This is a genomic window from Streptosporangium nondiastaticum (assembly GCF_003011965.1).
Classification (GTDB): domain Bacteria; phylum Actinomycetota; class Actinomycetes; order Streptomycetales; family Streptomycetaceae; genus Streptomyces; species Streptomyces nondiastaticus.
In genome coordinates this window covers 1-13,583 of sequence record NZ_PXWG01000168.1, presented here as the reverse complement: position 1 = coordinate 13,583, position 13,583 = coordinate 1, and the positions used below count along the sequence as shown (strand labels likewise).

Here is a 13,583-nt window from a genome sequence, read left to right as displayed (position 1 = left end):
ACCGCCCGCCGCCGAACTGCCCGCCGCCGAGCCGCCCGGCTGCCCAGGTGGCCCCTGCAGCCCCGCCGCCCCGCGTGCCGCCCGCCGCGGCGACGGCATTCCGCCTCCGGCATTCATGCTCGCCCCGGCGCTCATGCCCGCCCCGCCGCTCGCCGAGCCCGTTCCACTGCTCGCGCCCGTAGGCGGGTCCATGCCCTCCGGCACGGGGTTGTAGCCGCACAGGGCTTCCTCGGCCGCGCCCGCGGCCAGGCCCGTGAGGACGGCGCGGCCGTCGTCGCAGATGAGGACCGTGCGGGTGGTGATGTTGCGGTGGGTCCAGCCGTGGGCGTGCAGGGCGCGCAGAGCGGTGAGGACGTCGGCGGCGACCTCGGCGGCGCGGTGGGGCGAGAGGGGCCGCTCGGCGAGGAGCGCGGCGAGCGGGCGGGCCGGGACGAGCTCGCTGACGACCCACAGGCTGCCGCCCTCGGCGAAGACGTGGAAGACCTGGTCGAGCCGGGGGTGGTCGGGCACTTGGGCGGCGGCCGTGGCCGCGGCCAGCGCGCGGCTCACCGCGGGATCCTCGGCAGGCCCCCTCCCCGTACGCCGCGCACCGTGGGCGGCCGGGCCGGGGCCCTGGCCCAGGCCCGGGCAGCCGCCGGAGGAGTCCACCACCTCCGCGTCCACGACCTCCGGCAGCGGGATCTGCCGGACGAGGACTTCCTGCCCGCTCAGGGTGTCGAAGGCGCGGGTCTCGACGAGCTCGAAAACGTCGGAGGGCGGTAACGGAAGGCGATACCGGCCGGCCAGGATCCGACCCGCGTAGTCGTCCACGACGCCTCCCCAAGCGCGCGATCCACACTTCGCCCGAATGCCCGGACAACCGCCAACAGCGGTCAATCGGCTGCCTATTGCGGCTGCGCACCGTCCATGACACCTCACGATACGTGCCGAACCCACCCCTTCGGGCGCGTACGGCTCAGTACGTCGCTCAGTGGATCGACCGGGTGGAGTCCGCCTCGTCACACCCGTCCGTCGAGTGAAATCCGCTCCCCCGGGTCACTCGGGTTTCGGATGTGCGTATCGCCGAAAGGAGGTTCAGCGAGGTTCAGCCCCGTCAGGTTCACCCGTCAGGTTCATTCCTGAGGCTCAGTCCTCGGACCCTGAAGTTCAGTTCTCAGACCCTGAGGTTCAGTCCTCGGGCGAGAACGTCTTGAAGGCCTGGTCACGCAGCGAGCGGCAGTCGGCGTCGCCCCACTTGCCCTTCTCGCACGTGATCATGATGGCGTAGCCGTGCTCGTCGTCCACCTTGAAGCCGCGGTTGAGGACCTGGACGCGCTTGCCGTTCTGGTCGCGCTCGAACGACCAGTCCGCGACGGTCGGGTAGTCGTGGCCCACCCAGCCGCTGATCTCCTGGATCGAGAGCCCCTTGTAGCCGGGCATGCTGCCCTTGGCGCCGGCTTCGGCGTCGCGCCACGCCTTGGCCGCGTCGTCCTTCGGCTCGGCGCCGAAGTCGACCTGGATGCGCGGGAAGCCGCCGGAGGCGCTGTAGATGGCGCCCGAGTGCTCGCCGGCGGTGCCGGTCTGCTTCCAGCCCTGCGGGATGGAGATCCCGAAGTGGTACTCGTCGTTCTCGATGTGCCGGAATCCGGCACCGTCCGCGCCCTTGTCCTTGCTGCCGTCCTTACCGCCGTCCTTACCGCCGGAGACGGCTGCGGCGGACTCGGACTTGATCACCTGGGGCTCCCCGCCCGCCTTGCCGGGGGCTCCGGCGGACGCCGAGTGCCCGGTGACGGACTTGCCCGGCTTCTTGCCTTCCTTGTCGTCGCTGCCGTCCCCGCTCAGCGCGAAGGCGAGCACCGTGCCGAGCACGGCCAGCACCACGACGACCGCCGCCACGACGAGCGTCCGGCGCGGCACGGTCTCCAGGAGCGGCTTCCGCACGTTGATGCCCGGCTGTGCGCCGAGCAGGCTGCCGCCCGTGGCACCCGGTCCGCCGGCCGCGCCGCCGGTGAACTGACGGGTGGTGGACTTCGTGGCCTCCGCGGCACGCGGCGGCACTCCGGGCATCGCTCCGGGGGCCGAACCATGCGCCGGAGGAGCGTCCGAGGGCCGGCCCACGGACGCGCCCGGCCGGTTCGCCGAGGAGACCGGGGAGGCGGAGGGCTTGGGCCTGGCGGGAGCGGCGGGGGCGGCCGTTTCCGGTATGGGCGGGACGGCGATGGCCTGCGTCGCGTCCAGGTCGGGGGCCGAGGGCTGCCGCTTGGGGGGCAGGCGCTCGTCGGGGGCGTTGACCGCGTCGGTGAGCAGCGCGCGGGCGCCGGCCTCGTCGAGGCGCTTCTCGGGGTCCTTGGCGAGCAGCCCGTACATGACCTCGGCGAGCGGGCCGGCGTTCTTCGGCGGGCCGAGCGGCTCGGTCATCACGGCGGTGAGGGTCGCTATGGCCGACCCCTTGTCGTACGGGGGGACGCCCTCGACGGCCGCGTAGAGGAGGCCGCCCAGGGACCACAGGTCCGCCGGCGGGCCGGGCTTGTGGCCGCGGGCGCGCTCGGGGGAGATGTACGAGGGGGCGCCGACGAGCATGCCGGTGGAGGTGACGGACGGGTCGCCCTCGACCTGGGCGATGCCGAAGTCGGTGAGGACGACGCGGCCGTCGTCCGAGATGAGCACGTTGGACGGCTTCACGTCGCGGTGCAGGATGCCCTGGCGGTGGGCCGCCCCGAGCACGTCGAGGACGGCGAGGCCGACCTCGGCGGCGCGACGCCACTTCAGGGGCCCGTCCTCACGGATGACGTCGGCGAGGGAGCGGCCTTCGATGAGCTCCATGACGATCCACGGCCGGTCGTCCTCGTGCACCACGTCGTAGACGGTGACGGCGCCCGCGCTGCGGATCCGGGCGATGGCCTTCGCCTCGCGCAGCGTGCGCGTGATGAGGCGTCGCTTCTCGTCCTCGTCAATGTTGGCCGGGAACCGCAGTTCCTTCACGGCCACCGTGCGGCCGAGGGTCTCGTCGCTCGCCCGCCAGACCGTACCCATGCCGCCGCGGCCGAGGACGTCCCCGAGGCGGTACCGCCCGGCCAGGAGGCGCCCTGCCGTGCCCTGCGTCTGCTCCGCCTCCGACATGCGTCCCCTCTGGCAATCAGCTCTGCGACCAACCGACCCTGGCAGAGCCACCATTGTCTCTCATCCACAGACCGGCGGAAGGCCAGGGTCCACGGGCTTGTGGACAATACGGGCAACCCGTCACCCGGCGCCCTCCGCCCGGTGCACGGCGGCCGTTGCCGCACCGCTGCCGCGCTGACCTGGCCGACCTGCGCCGCGGCGGCCCGGCGACGCCCGGTGCGGCACCTGCACCGGGTGTCACACGGATCCGTTGCCTTTACAGGACCCGGTTTCGGACAGGGCGGTTCCCGGCGCGTCGGAGCTGTCACATGATGCTCATCAGAGCTCACAGGGCACAACTGCCCCAACAGGGCATCAGAGGATCAGATCGGCTGGACGTCCGGCGCCCCCAGGCGTGCCGCATCGGCCGTCAGGTCGTCGGGCTGCAGCTGCGATTCGCGCTCCGCCTCCACCCGCTTCTCGTAGCGCTCGACCTCCTTCTCGACCTGGGAGCGGTCCCAGCCCAGCACCGGCGCCATCAGCTCGGCGGCCTCCCGGGCGCTGCGCGTGCCGCGGTCGAACGTCTCGATCGAGATCCGCGTGCGGCGGGTGAGGACGTCGTCGAGGTGGCGCGCGCCCTCGTGCGAGGCGGCGTAGACGACCTCGGCCCGCAGGTAGTCCTCGGCGCCGGTGAGCGGGTCGCCCAGGGACGGATCGGCGGCGACGAGCTCCAGCACCTCGTCCACCATCGAGCCGTACCGGTTGAGCAGGTGCTCGACGCGGGCGACGTGCAGGCCGGTGCGCTGGGCGATCCGGGCGCGCCCGTTCCACAGCGCCTTGTAGCCTTCGGCGCCGACCAGCGGCACGTCCTCCGTGACGCACTCGGCCACGCGCCGGTCGAGGGCGTGCACCGCCTCGTCCACGGCGTCCTTGGCCATCACGCGGTACGTGGTGTACTTCCCGCCCGCCACGACCACCAGCCCCGGCACGGGGTGGGCCACGGTGTGCTCGCGCGAGAGCTTGCTCGTCGCGTCCGACTCGCCGGCCAGCAGGGGACGCAGCCCCGCGTACACCCCCTGCACGTCGTCCCGGGTCAGCGGCACGGCCAGGACGGCGTTCACGTGCTCCAGCAGGTAGTCGATGTCCGCGCTGGAGGCGGCGGGGTGGGCCTTGTCCAGGTCCCAGTCGGTGTCCGTCGTGCCGACGATCCAGTGCCTGCCCCAGGGGATCACGAAGAGCACGCTCTTCTCGGTGCGCAGGATCAGCCCGGTGGTGGAGTGGATGCGGTCCTTGGGCACCACCAGGTGGATGCCCTTCGAGGCCCGTACGTGGAACTGCCCGCGCTCGGCGATGAGCTTCTGGGTGTCGTCCGTCCACACGCCCGTGGCGTTGACGATCTGCCGGGCCCGGATCTCGAACTCGCCGCCCTGCTCCAGGTCTCGCACCCGCGCGCCGACCACCCGCTCGCCCTCGCGCAGGAAACCCGTCACCCGCGCCCGGTTGGCGACGTCGGCGCCGTATGCGGCGGCAGTGCGCACGATGGTGGTGACGTAGCGGGCGTCGTCCATCTGGGCGTCGTAGTACTGCAGCGCGCCGACCAGGGAGTCCTTCTTCAGACAGGGGGCGACGCGCAGGGCCCGCTTACGGGTGAGGTGGCGGTGCGTGGGCAGGCCCCGGCCGTGGCCCGAGGAGACCGACATCGCGTCGTAGAGCGCCACACCCGTGCCCGCATAGAGGCGCTCCCAGCCGCGGTGCTGCAGCGGATAGAGGAACGGGACGGGCTTGACCAGGTGCGGGGCGAGCCGCTCCAGCAGCAGCCCGCGCTCCTTGAGGGCCTCTCTCACCAGGGCGAAGTCGAGCATCTCCAGATACCGCAGGCCGCCGTGGATGAGCTTGCTGGAACGGCTGGAGGTGCCCGCGGCCCAGTCGCGCGCCTCGACCAGGCCGGTCGTCAGCCCCCGGGTGGCCGCGTCGAGCGCGGTGCCCGCACCGACGACGCCGCCGCCCACGACCAGGACGTCCAGTTCCCGCTCCGCCATCCGGGCGAGCGCCGCACCACGCTCGTCCGGCCCGAGTGTCGCTGTCCTCACCGCTGCCTCCGTTTCGGCCGCCGGTCGCTCCGCTGGTCCCCGCGCTTCCCTTGCTGCTCCTTCGATGCTGCCCCAGATCCGCCGGTTTGGCCGCGCCGGTGGCGCATGGGAGCGAGCCCGGGCCGCGTTGCTCCCGAATAACAGTCATATATCCGCTTAACCTGATGTAACTCGTACGCGTGCCGAAGACCCCCGGCTCCCCGGGAAGGACCGCCTCGCCATGCCCGCAGATCTCGCCGTCATCGGACTCGGCCACCTCGGACTCCCCCTCGCCCAGGCCGCGACCGCCGCCGGCATCGAGACCATCGGCTACGACCCCGACCCCCAGACCGTCGCCGAGCTGCGCGCCGGACGGCTGCCCCCCGAGTGCGCCGACGGCTGCCTCACCGCCGCCGAGGTCCGCCGGATGCTCGCCGCGGGCTTCCGCCCCACCACCGCCGACGCCGAGCTCGGCAGGGTCCGGACCGCCGTCATCTGCGCACCCGCCCGGCTCGGCGAGGACCGGGCCCTCGACCTCGGCCCCGTCGCGGCCGCCGCCCGCGCCCTCGCGGTACGCCTCCGCCCGCACACCACCGTGCTCCTGGAGTCCCCCGTCTACCCCGGCGCCACGGAAGAATTCCTGCGCCCCCTGCTCGAATCCGGCTCCGGGCTGCGCGCCGGCCACGACTTCCACCTGGCCTACTCCCCCAGCCGCGTCGACCCCGGCAGCAAGCGCCACGGCTACGCCGGTATCCCCAAGGTCATCGGCGGCCTCACCCCCGCCTGCACGGAGGCCGCCGCCGCCTTCTACGGGCGCGTCTGCGAGAAGGTCGTCCGCGCGCGCGGCCTGCGCGAGGCGGAGGCGGTCCGCGTCCTGGAGACCAACTACCGGTACGTCAACATCGCCCTCGTCAACGAGATGGCCGTCTTCTGCCACGACATCGGCGTCGACCTGTGGGACGTCGTGCGCTGCGCCGAGACCAAGCCGTTCGGCTTCCAGGCCTTCCGCCCGGGCCCCGGGGTGGGCGGCCCCGGCGTCCCCATCGACCCCAACTACCTCTCGTACAAGGGGCGCAGCCTCGGCTATCCGCTGCGGATGGTGGAGGTCGCGCAGGAGGTCAGCGGGCGCATGCCGCGGTACGTCACCCAGCGGTGCGCCAAGCTCCTCAACGAGCACGGCAAGTCGGCGCGCGGCGCGCGGGTGCTGCTCCTGGGCGTCAGCTACAAGGCCGACGTCTCCGACCAGCAGGGGGCGCCCGCGCGGGAGATCGCCTCACGGCTGATGGAGCTGGGCGCCCAGCTCAGCTACCACGACCCGCACGTGGCGCAGTGGCGGGTGATGGGGCGGCCGGTGCCGCGGGCCGACAGCGTGTACGAGGCCGCGGCCGCGGCCGACCTCACGGTGCTGCTGCAGCACCACCGCACGTACGACCTGCAGGGGCTTGCCGTGAAGGCACAGCTGCTGCTGGACACGCGCGGAGCGATTCCCGCTGGCGCGGGGCATCGGTTGTAAGGGCGGCAACCCCGCGCGGGCGTCAGGTGAAGCGCCTGACGGCGCTGTCCTCAAACGCCGGACGGGCTGGATTTTCACCCGGCCCGGCGCTTGAGGACTTGAGCAGCCCGGCCTCGCTACAGCCTCCCCAGCCCCAGTGCCCTGTTCGGGGCGTCCAAGACCGTCCTCAGGGACGCGAAGTCCTCGACGCAGCGGCCCGTGCCGACCGCCACGCAGTCCAGCGGGTCGTCGGCGATGATGACCGGGATGTCGAGCTCCTTGCTCAGCCGCACGTCCAGGCCGCGCAGGAGCGCGCCGCCGCCGGTGAGGACGATGCCGCGGTCCATGATGTCGCCGGACAGCTCCGGCGGGGTCTCGTCCAGGGTCTGGCGGACCGCCATGACGATGGCGTCGACGGGCTCCGACAGCGCGTGCCGGATCTCGTCGGCCGTCAGCTCGCGCGTCTTCGGCAGGCCGCTGACCTGGTCGCGGCCGCGGATGGTGCAGCGCTCCGGCGGCTTGAGGCCCTGAGTCTCCTCCGGGTCCCCGCCGACCTCCTCCAGGCCGGTGTCCTTCTCCAGCTGCTTGGCGAGGGCGGCCAGCCCGGCCGCGGACCAGTAGCCGGTCGGGGCGGCGGAGCCGATGTTCATCTTGATCTCCTCCGCGGTGCGTTCGCCGATCGCGAGGGAGTACTCCTTCTTCACGTACGAGATGATCGCCGCGTCCATCGCGTCGCCGGCCGTACGGACGGAGCGGGCGGTGACGATGCCGCCCAGGGAGATCACGGCGACCTCTGTGGTGCCGCCGCCGATGTCGACGACCATGCAGCCGGTCGGCTCGCTGACGGGCAGGCCCGCGCCGATGGCCGCGGCCATGGGCTCCTCGACGAGGTGCACCTGGCGGGCGCCGGCGCGCGAGGCGGCCTCGATGACGGCGCGCCGCTCGACGCCGGTGATGCCGGAGGGCACGCAGACCACGACGCGCGGGCGGGCGAAGAAGCGGTTGCCCATGACCTTCTTGATGAAGTGCCGCATCATGCGCTCGGCTATCTCGAAGTCGGCTATGACGCCGTCGCGCAGCGGCCGGACCGCGACGATGTTCGAGGGGGTCCGGCCGATGGTCTCCTTGGCCTCGGAGCCGACCGAGAGCACGCCGCCGTCATCCGCGTTCACGGCGACGACTGACGGTTCGTTGAGCACCACTCCCTTCCCGCGCACGTACACCAGGGTGTTCGCCGTGCCGAGGTCGATCCCCATGTCCCTGCCGCTGAACGACTTGCTTTGCGCCATAAGTTGCCATTATTCCTTACGGTCGAACTTTTATACGGCGTTCACAGCCGCGCGCTCGCTGTGGGTGACAGCTTGCCGTCGTAGCACGCTGATACCTTTTGGCCCTTACTTGGTCCTTACTCGGGCCTTACTCAACACCCAGGACATTCGGGGGACATCGCACATGAGCCAGCCCTGGCAGCAGCCGCAGCAGCCGCCCCAGCACAACCCGTACGGCCAGCCGCCGCCGCAGCCGTACCCGCCGCACCAGCCCCAGCCGCACCAGCAGCCGTACGGTTACGGGCAGCAGCCGCCGCCGTACGGCGCCCCCGGCGGCTTCCCGCCGCCGCCCGCGCCCGTCCGCCGGGGCAACCCCGCGCTCGCCGTGGTCCTCGGCATCGTGGCCATGCTCGTCGGCGCCGGCATCTACGGCGGGATCCTCAAGGCCTCCGACGGCGCCCAGATCGGCTACCTCGCCATCGGCACGGGCGCCCTCATCGGCGCCGCCCTCGGCAAGGTCGGCGGGCGCAACGCCGCGCTGCCCGTGGTCGGCGTGCTCCTCGGCGTGCTCGGCGTCTACCTGGGCCAGATCTTCGGCATCGCCCTGGAGCTGAGCGACATCGCCAACATCCCGGTCAGCCAGGTGTTCACCGAGCACTTCGACGCACTGAACAAGGCGTGGAAGGAGTACCTGGAGCCGATCGACGCGGTCTTCTTCATACTCGGCGCCGTGGGCGCGTTCCAGACCGCCCGCAAGCTCGGCTCCTGACGGCCGCGGCCGCGCCTCTGCCCCGGCACGTCGAAGGGCCCGTACCGCCGCGGCGGTACGGGCCCTTCCGGTGAACTGCTCCGCGTCAGCGCTTGTCGTGCTGCGACGGCGCGACCGTCACCTCGACCCGCTGGAACTCCTTGAGGTCGCTGTAGCCCGTGGTGGCCATGGCACGGCGCAGCGCGCCGAACATGTTCATCGAGCCGTCCGGGGTGTGCGAGGGACCGGTGAGGATCTCCTCGGTGGAGCCGACCGTGCCCAGGTTCATGCGCTTGCCGCGCGGCACGTCCTCGTGGACGGCCTCCATGCCCCAGTGGAAGCCCCGGCCCGGCGCATCGGTGGCGCGGGCGAGCGGGGAGCCCATCATGACGGCGTCGGCACCGCAGGCGATGGCCTTGGGCAGGTCGCCGGACCAGCCCACGCCGCCGTCGGCGATGACGTGCACGTAGCGGCCGCCGGACTCGTCCATGTAGTCGCGGCGGGCGGCGGCCACGTCGGCGACGGCGGTCGCCATCGGGACCTGGATGCCCAGGACGTTGCGGGTGGTGTGCGCGGCGCCGCCGCCGAAGCCGACGAGGACACCGGCCGCGCCCGTGCGCATCAGGTGCAGGGCGGCGGTGTACGTGGCGCAGCCGCCGACGATGACCGGCACGTCGAGCTCGTAGATGAACTGCTTGAGGTTCAGCGGCTCGGCGGCGCCGGAGACGTGCTCGGCGGAGACGGTGGTGCCGCGGATCACGAAGATGTCCACGCCGGCGTCGACGACGGCCTTGGAGAACTGCGCGGTGCGCTGCGGGGAGAGCGCGGCGGCGGTCACGACACCGGAGTCGCGGACCTCCTTGATGCGCTGCCCGATCAGCTCTTCCTTGATCGGGGCGGCGTAGATCTCCTGCAGGCGCTTGGTCGCCGCGGTCTCGTCCAGCTCGGCGATCTCGGCGAGCAGCGGCTCCGGGTCCTCGTAGCGGGTCCACAGGCCCTCGAGGTTGAGGACGCCCAGACCGCCCAGCTCGCCGATCCGGATGGCGGTCTCGGGCGAGACGACCGAGTCCATCGGGGCGGCCAGGAACGGCAGCTCGAAGCGGTAGGCGTCGATCTGCCAGGCGATCGAGACCTCCTTCGGGTCGCGGGTACGGCGACTCGGGACGACGGCGATGTCGTCGAATGCGTACGCCCGGCGGCCGCGCTTGCCGCGCCCGATCTCGATCTCAGTCACGTGTGTGGCCTTTCCTTCTACGTCCTGCCGCATCCAGTATCCCCGACGCGGCGGAGCCCGCGGCCTGAGCGGTCGCGGGCTCCATAAAGCTGTTTAAACGCGAACTACTACCGGCGCGAGTAGTTCGGCGCCTCCACCGTCATCTGGATGTCGTGCGGGTGGCTCTCCTTGAGGCCCGCGGACGTGATGCGCACGAAGGTGCCCTTGTCCTTGAGCTCCTGGATGCTGGCCGAGCCGACGTAGCCCATGGAGGCGCGCAGGCCGCCGATGAGCTGGTGGGCCACCGAGCCCAGCGGGCCGCGGTAGGGCACCTGGCCCTCGATGCCCTCGGGCACCAGCTTGTCCTCGGAGAGGACGTTGTCCTGGAAGTAGCGGTCCTTGGAGAAGGAGCGGGCCTGGCCGCGCGACTGCATGGCGCCCAGCGAGCCCATGCCGCGGTAGGACTTGAACTGCTTGCCGTTGATGAAGACCATCTCGCCCGGCGACTCCTCGCAGCCCGCGAGCAGCGAGCCGAGCATCACCGTGTCGGCACCGGCGGCGATCGCCTTGGCGATGTCGCCCGAGTACTGCAGGCCGCCGTCGCCGATCAGCGGGACGCCCGCGGCGTGGCACGCCTGCGCGGCCTCGTAGATCGCGGTGACCTGCGGGACGCCGATGCCGGCGACGACGCGGGTGGTGCAGATCGAGCCCGGGCCGACGCCGACCTTGACGCCGTCGACACCGGCGTCGATGAGCGCCTGGGCGCCGTCGCGGGTGGCGACGTTGCCGCCGACGACGTCGACGCTGATGTTGGACTTGACCTTGGCGATCATGTCGAGGATGCCGCGGCTGTGGCCGTGGGCGCTGTCGACGACCAGGAAGTCGGCGCCGGCCTCGACGAGCGCCTGAGCGCGGTCGTAGGCCTCGTCGCCGACGCCCACGGCGGCACCGACGATCAGGCGGCCCTCGGCGTCCTTGGCGGCGTTCGGGTACTGCTCGGCCTTGACGAAGTCCTTGACCGTGATCAGGCCCTTGAGCACGCCGGAGTCGTCGACCAGCGGCAGCTTCTCGATCTTGTGGCGGCGGAGCAGCTCGATGGCGTCCTCGCCGGAGATCCCGACCTTGCCCGTGACCAGCGGCATCGGCGTCATGACCTCGCGCACCTGGCGGCTGCGGTCCAGCTCGAAGGCCATGTCGCGGTTGGTGACGATGCCGAGCAGCTTGCCGGCCGCGTCGGTGACCGGGACGCCGCTGATGCGGAAGCGCGCGCACAGGGCGTCCGCGTCGGCGAGGGTGGCGTCCGGACGGACCGTGATCGGGTCGGTGACCATGCCGGACTCGGAGCGCTTGACCAGGTCGACCTGGTTGGCCTGGTCCTCGATGGAGAGATTGCGGTGCAGGACGCCCACGCCGCCCTGACGGGCCATGGCGATGGCCATGCGCGCCTCGGTGACCTTGTCCATCGCCGCCGACATCAGCGGGATGTTCACCCGGACGTTGCGCGAGACCCGGGAGGAGGTGTCGACGGCGTTCGGCAGGACCTCCGAAGCGCCCGGCAGCAGCAGGACGTCGTCATAAGTCAGACCGAGCATCGCGAATTTCCCGGGCATTCCGTCGACGTTGTCAGTCATGACACCTTCCCAAATGGTCTTGCCCCAGCGCGGACTCCCATGCTAACGGCCGTCACACGTGTCCCATTCCACGACGGCTGAGGATCGCGTCACTTGGAGTTTTCTACGAGGAGGGGGAGATTCGTACGAGGAGGGGCGGCGGGGCCCCTGGGCGGTCCTACTGCTCGGCCAGCGCGCGCAGCCTGCTGAGCGCCCGGTGCTGCGCGACGCGCACCGCACCCGGCGACATGCCCAGCATCTGACCCGTCTCCTCGGCGGTCATGCCGATGGCGACGCGCAGCAGCACCAGCTCGCGCTGGTTCTCCGGAAGGCTGGCGAGGAGCTTCTTGGCCCACTCGGCATCGCTGCTGAGCAGGGCCCGCTCCTCCGGCCCGAGCGAATCATCCGGCTGCTCGGGCATCTCGTCGGAGGGCACGGCCGTGCTGCCGGGGTGGCGCATGGCGGCCCGCTGGAGGTCGGCGACCTTGTGCGCGGCGATGGCCACGACGAAGGCTTCGAAGGGGCGCCCCGTGTCGCGGTAGCGCGGCAGGGCGCACAGGACGGCGAGGCAGACCTCCTGCGCGAGGTCGTCCACGAAGTGACGGGCATCACCCGGCAGGCGCGACAGCCGGGTGCGGCAGTAGCGCAGCGCGAGCGGGTGCACCAGGGCGAGCAGATCGTGAGTGGCCCGCCGGTCACCCTCGACAGCGCGGGCGACGAGGGCGCCGATCTCTCCCGGGGCGGCCGCCGCGGGGGGCCCCTTGGTGTCGTCTTCGCGCATCGGTCCATGGTGCCTCGGCGTGGCAGCTTCCTCGGCACCACCCTCGTGGTTGCCCGTAGAACCGTTACGCGTCGGTGTCCTCGCACTCACGTCTAGCGCCTCCCCTTTCGGGTATGCCCGCCCCAGCACTCACGACTCCACCGATAGCTTGTGCCCGCGCCGCACGGCACGGGGCAAGGCTTTTCCGTCATGAGGTCTCTTGGGGCCGAGTGCGAAGCCTCGGCTCCTGCCGGGGAGGAGTCACACTCCAAGGATGCGGCATCCCTCGGAGTTTCGGCGTCGGGCGCCGTGCGGTGGGGCCGCGGTGCGGATCGCCCACGGGGGTGGCGCGCACCGCGACCTCACGACGCTGCGCGCCAACGCCGCGCCCTAGCGGACCAGGCCCCAGCGGAAACCGAGCGCCACGGCGTGCGCCCGGTCCGAGGCACCCAGCTTCTTGAAGAGGCGCCTGGCGTGTGTCTTGACGGTGTCCTCCGAGAGGAAGAGCTCCCGCCCGATCTCCGCGTTGGAGCGGCCGTGACTCATCCCCTCGAGCACCTGGATCTCACGCGCGGTGAGCGTGGGGGCGGCACCCATCTCGGCCGAGCGCAGCCGGCGCGGGGCGAGCCGCCAGGTCGGGTCGGCGAGGGCCTGCGTCACGGTGGCCCGCAGCTCGGCGCGCGAGGCGTCCTTGTGCAGGTAACCGCGCGCTCCGGCGGCGACCGCGAGCGCGACACCGTCGAGGTCCTCGGCGACGGTGAGCATGATGATGCGGGCCCCGGGATCCGCCGACAGCAGCCGGCGGACGGTCTCGACACCGCCGAGTCCGGGCATGCGTACGTCCATCAGAATCAGGTCCGAACGATCGGCTCCCCAGCGGCGGAGGACTTCCTCGCCGTTGGCTGCCGTCGTCACACGCTCGACGCCGGGCACGGTCGCCACCGCACGGCGGAGCGCCTCACGGGCAAGCGGGGAATCGTCGCAGACGAGGACGGATGTCATGGCCGTCCTCCGCAGCTGATGCGCGTCACCTTGAGCCTCCAGGCTGGTACTGATCGTCACCTGTGCGATCGACGACTCTGGCGCCGGGTCGGACACCTGCCCGACTGCTTCATCCGTCAACCGCCTCGCCCTCTCAACGACGGTCACCCGAAAGAGTTACGGGGTCGGTCGAGCACGTTCGGCACTCTACGTGAGGGCGCGGACACGGAGCAGGGACGTCCATGCCGAACGGCTTGGTGACGTAGTCGTCGGCGCCGGCGTCCAGCGCCTCGACCTTCTCGTCGGAGGTGTGGCGGGCGGAGAGGACCAGGATCGGGACCCGGGTCCATCCCCGCAGCCCCTT

The 13,583-nt window shown here is 71.7% G+C and carries 10 protein-coding genes and 1 pseudogene; 2 read left to right on the top strand and 9 right to left on the bottom strand.

Annotated features, from left to right (window positions below):
* From B7P34_RS32175 to B7P34_RS32165, 3 genes are all read right to left on the bottom strand, one after another.
* Positions 1–810: protein kinase (locus tag B7P34_RS32175; RefSeq protein ID WP_223268442.1), on the bottom strand; the 810-nt coding region annotated here is incomplete at its 3' end.
* Positions 811–1,167: 357 nt separating this feature from the next.
* Complete coding sequence (locus B7P34_RS32170; protein WP_106681715.1) at positions 1,168–3,099, bottom strand: serine/threonine-protein kinase; 1,932 nt, start codon at positions 3,097–3,099, stop codon at positions 1,168–1,170.
* Between the two features lie 362 nt (positions 3,100–3,461).
* The gene (locus B7P34_RS32165; RefSeq protein ID WP_223268444.1) at positions 3,462–5,117 is read right to left on the bottom strand and encodes a glycerol-3-phosphate dehydrogenase/oxidase; all 1,656 of its coding nucleotides are present in this window, start codon (positions 5,115–5,117) and stop codon (positions 3,462–3,464) included.
* A gap of 271 nt (positions 5,118–5,388) precedes the next feature.
* Between B7P34_RS32165 and B7P34_RS32160 the strand changes: the two genes are divergently transcribed.
* On the top strand, positions 5,389–6,660 hold the full coding sequence (locus tag B7P34_RS32160; protein WP_106681713.1) for a nucleotide sugar dehydrogenase: 1,272 nt from the start codon (positions 5,389–5,391) through the stop codon (positions 6,658–6,660).
* 116 nt (positions 6,661–6,776) lie between these two features.
* Here the strand turns inward: B7P34_RS32160 and B7P34_RS32155 are convergent, their stop codons facing one another.
* Complete coding sequence (locus tag B7P34_RS32155) at positions 6,777–7,928, bottom strand: rod shape-determining protein (RefSeq protein WP_106681712.1); 1,152 nt, start codon at positions 7,926–7,928, stop codon at positions 6,777–6,779.
* 163 nt (positions 7,929–8,091) lie between these two features.
* On the opposite strand from B7P34_RS32155, the gene B7P34_RS32150 reads away from it, so the two are divergent.
* Positions 8,092–8,676 (top strand): hypothetical protein, encoded by a 585-nt coding sequence (locus B7P34_RS32150; protein ID WP_106681711.1) that lies wholly within the window; start codon positions 8,092–8,094, stop codon positions 8,674–8,676.
* An 85-nt stretch (positions 8,677–8,761) separates the two neighbouring features.
* On the opposite strand, the gene B7P34_RS32145 is transcribed toward B7P34_RS32150, so the two are convergent.
* From B7P34_RS32145 to B7P34_RS32125, 5 genes and pseudogenes are all read right to left on the bottom strand, one after another.
* Positions 8,762–9,880, bottom strand: coding sequence for a GuaB3 family IMP dehydrogenase-related protein (locus B7P34_RS32145; protein WP_223268443.1), 1,119 nt, complete (start codon positions 9,878–9,880; stop codon positions 8,762–8,764).
* Positions 9,881–9,996: 116 nt separating this feature from the next.
* Entirely contained in the window at positions 9,997–11,499 is a 1,503-nt protein-coding gene (gene guaB, locus B7P34_RS32140) for an IMP dehydrogenase (RefSeq protein WP_106681710.1), read from the bottom strand.
* Between the two features lie 157 nt (positions 11,500–11,656).
* Positions 11,657–12,259, bottom strand: coding sequence for a sigma-70 family RNA polymerase sigma factor (locus tag B7P34_RS32135; RefSeq protein WP_030368344.1), 603 nt, complete (start codon positions 12,257–12,259; stop codon positions 11,657–11,659).
* A 369-nt stretch (positions 12,260–12,628) separates the two neighbouring features.
* Positions 12,629–13,240, bottom strand: coding sequence for a response regulator transcription factor (locus B7P34_RS32130; protein WP_003948568.1), 612 nt, complete (start codon positions 13,238–13,240; stop codon positions 12,629–12,631).
* A 217-nt stretch (positions 13,241–13,457) separates the two neighbouring features.
* Positions 13,458–13,583 (bottom strand): annotated as a pseudogene (locus tag B7P34_RS32125) (response regulator); the annotation flags it as partial.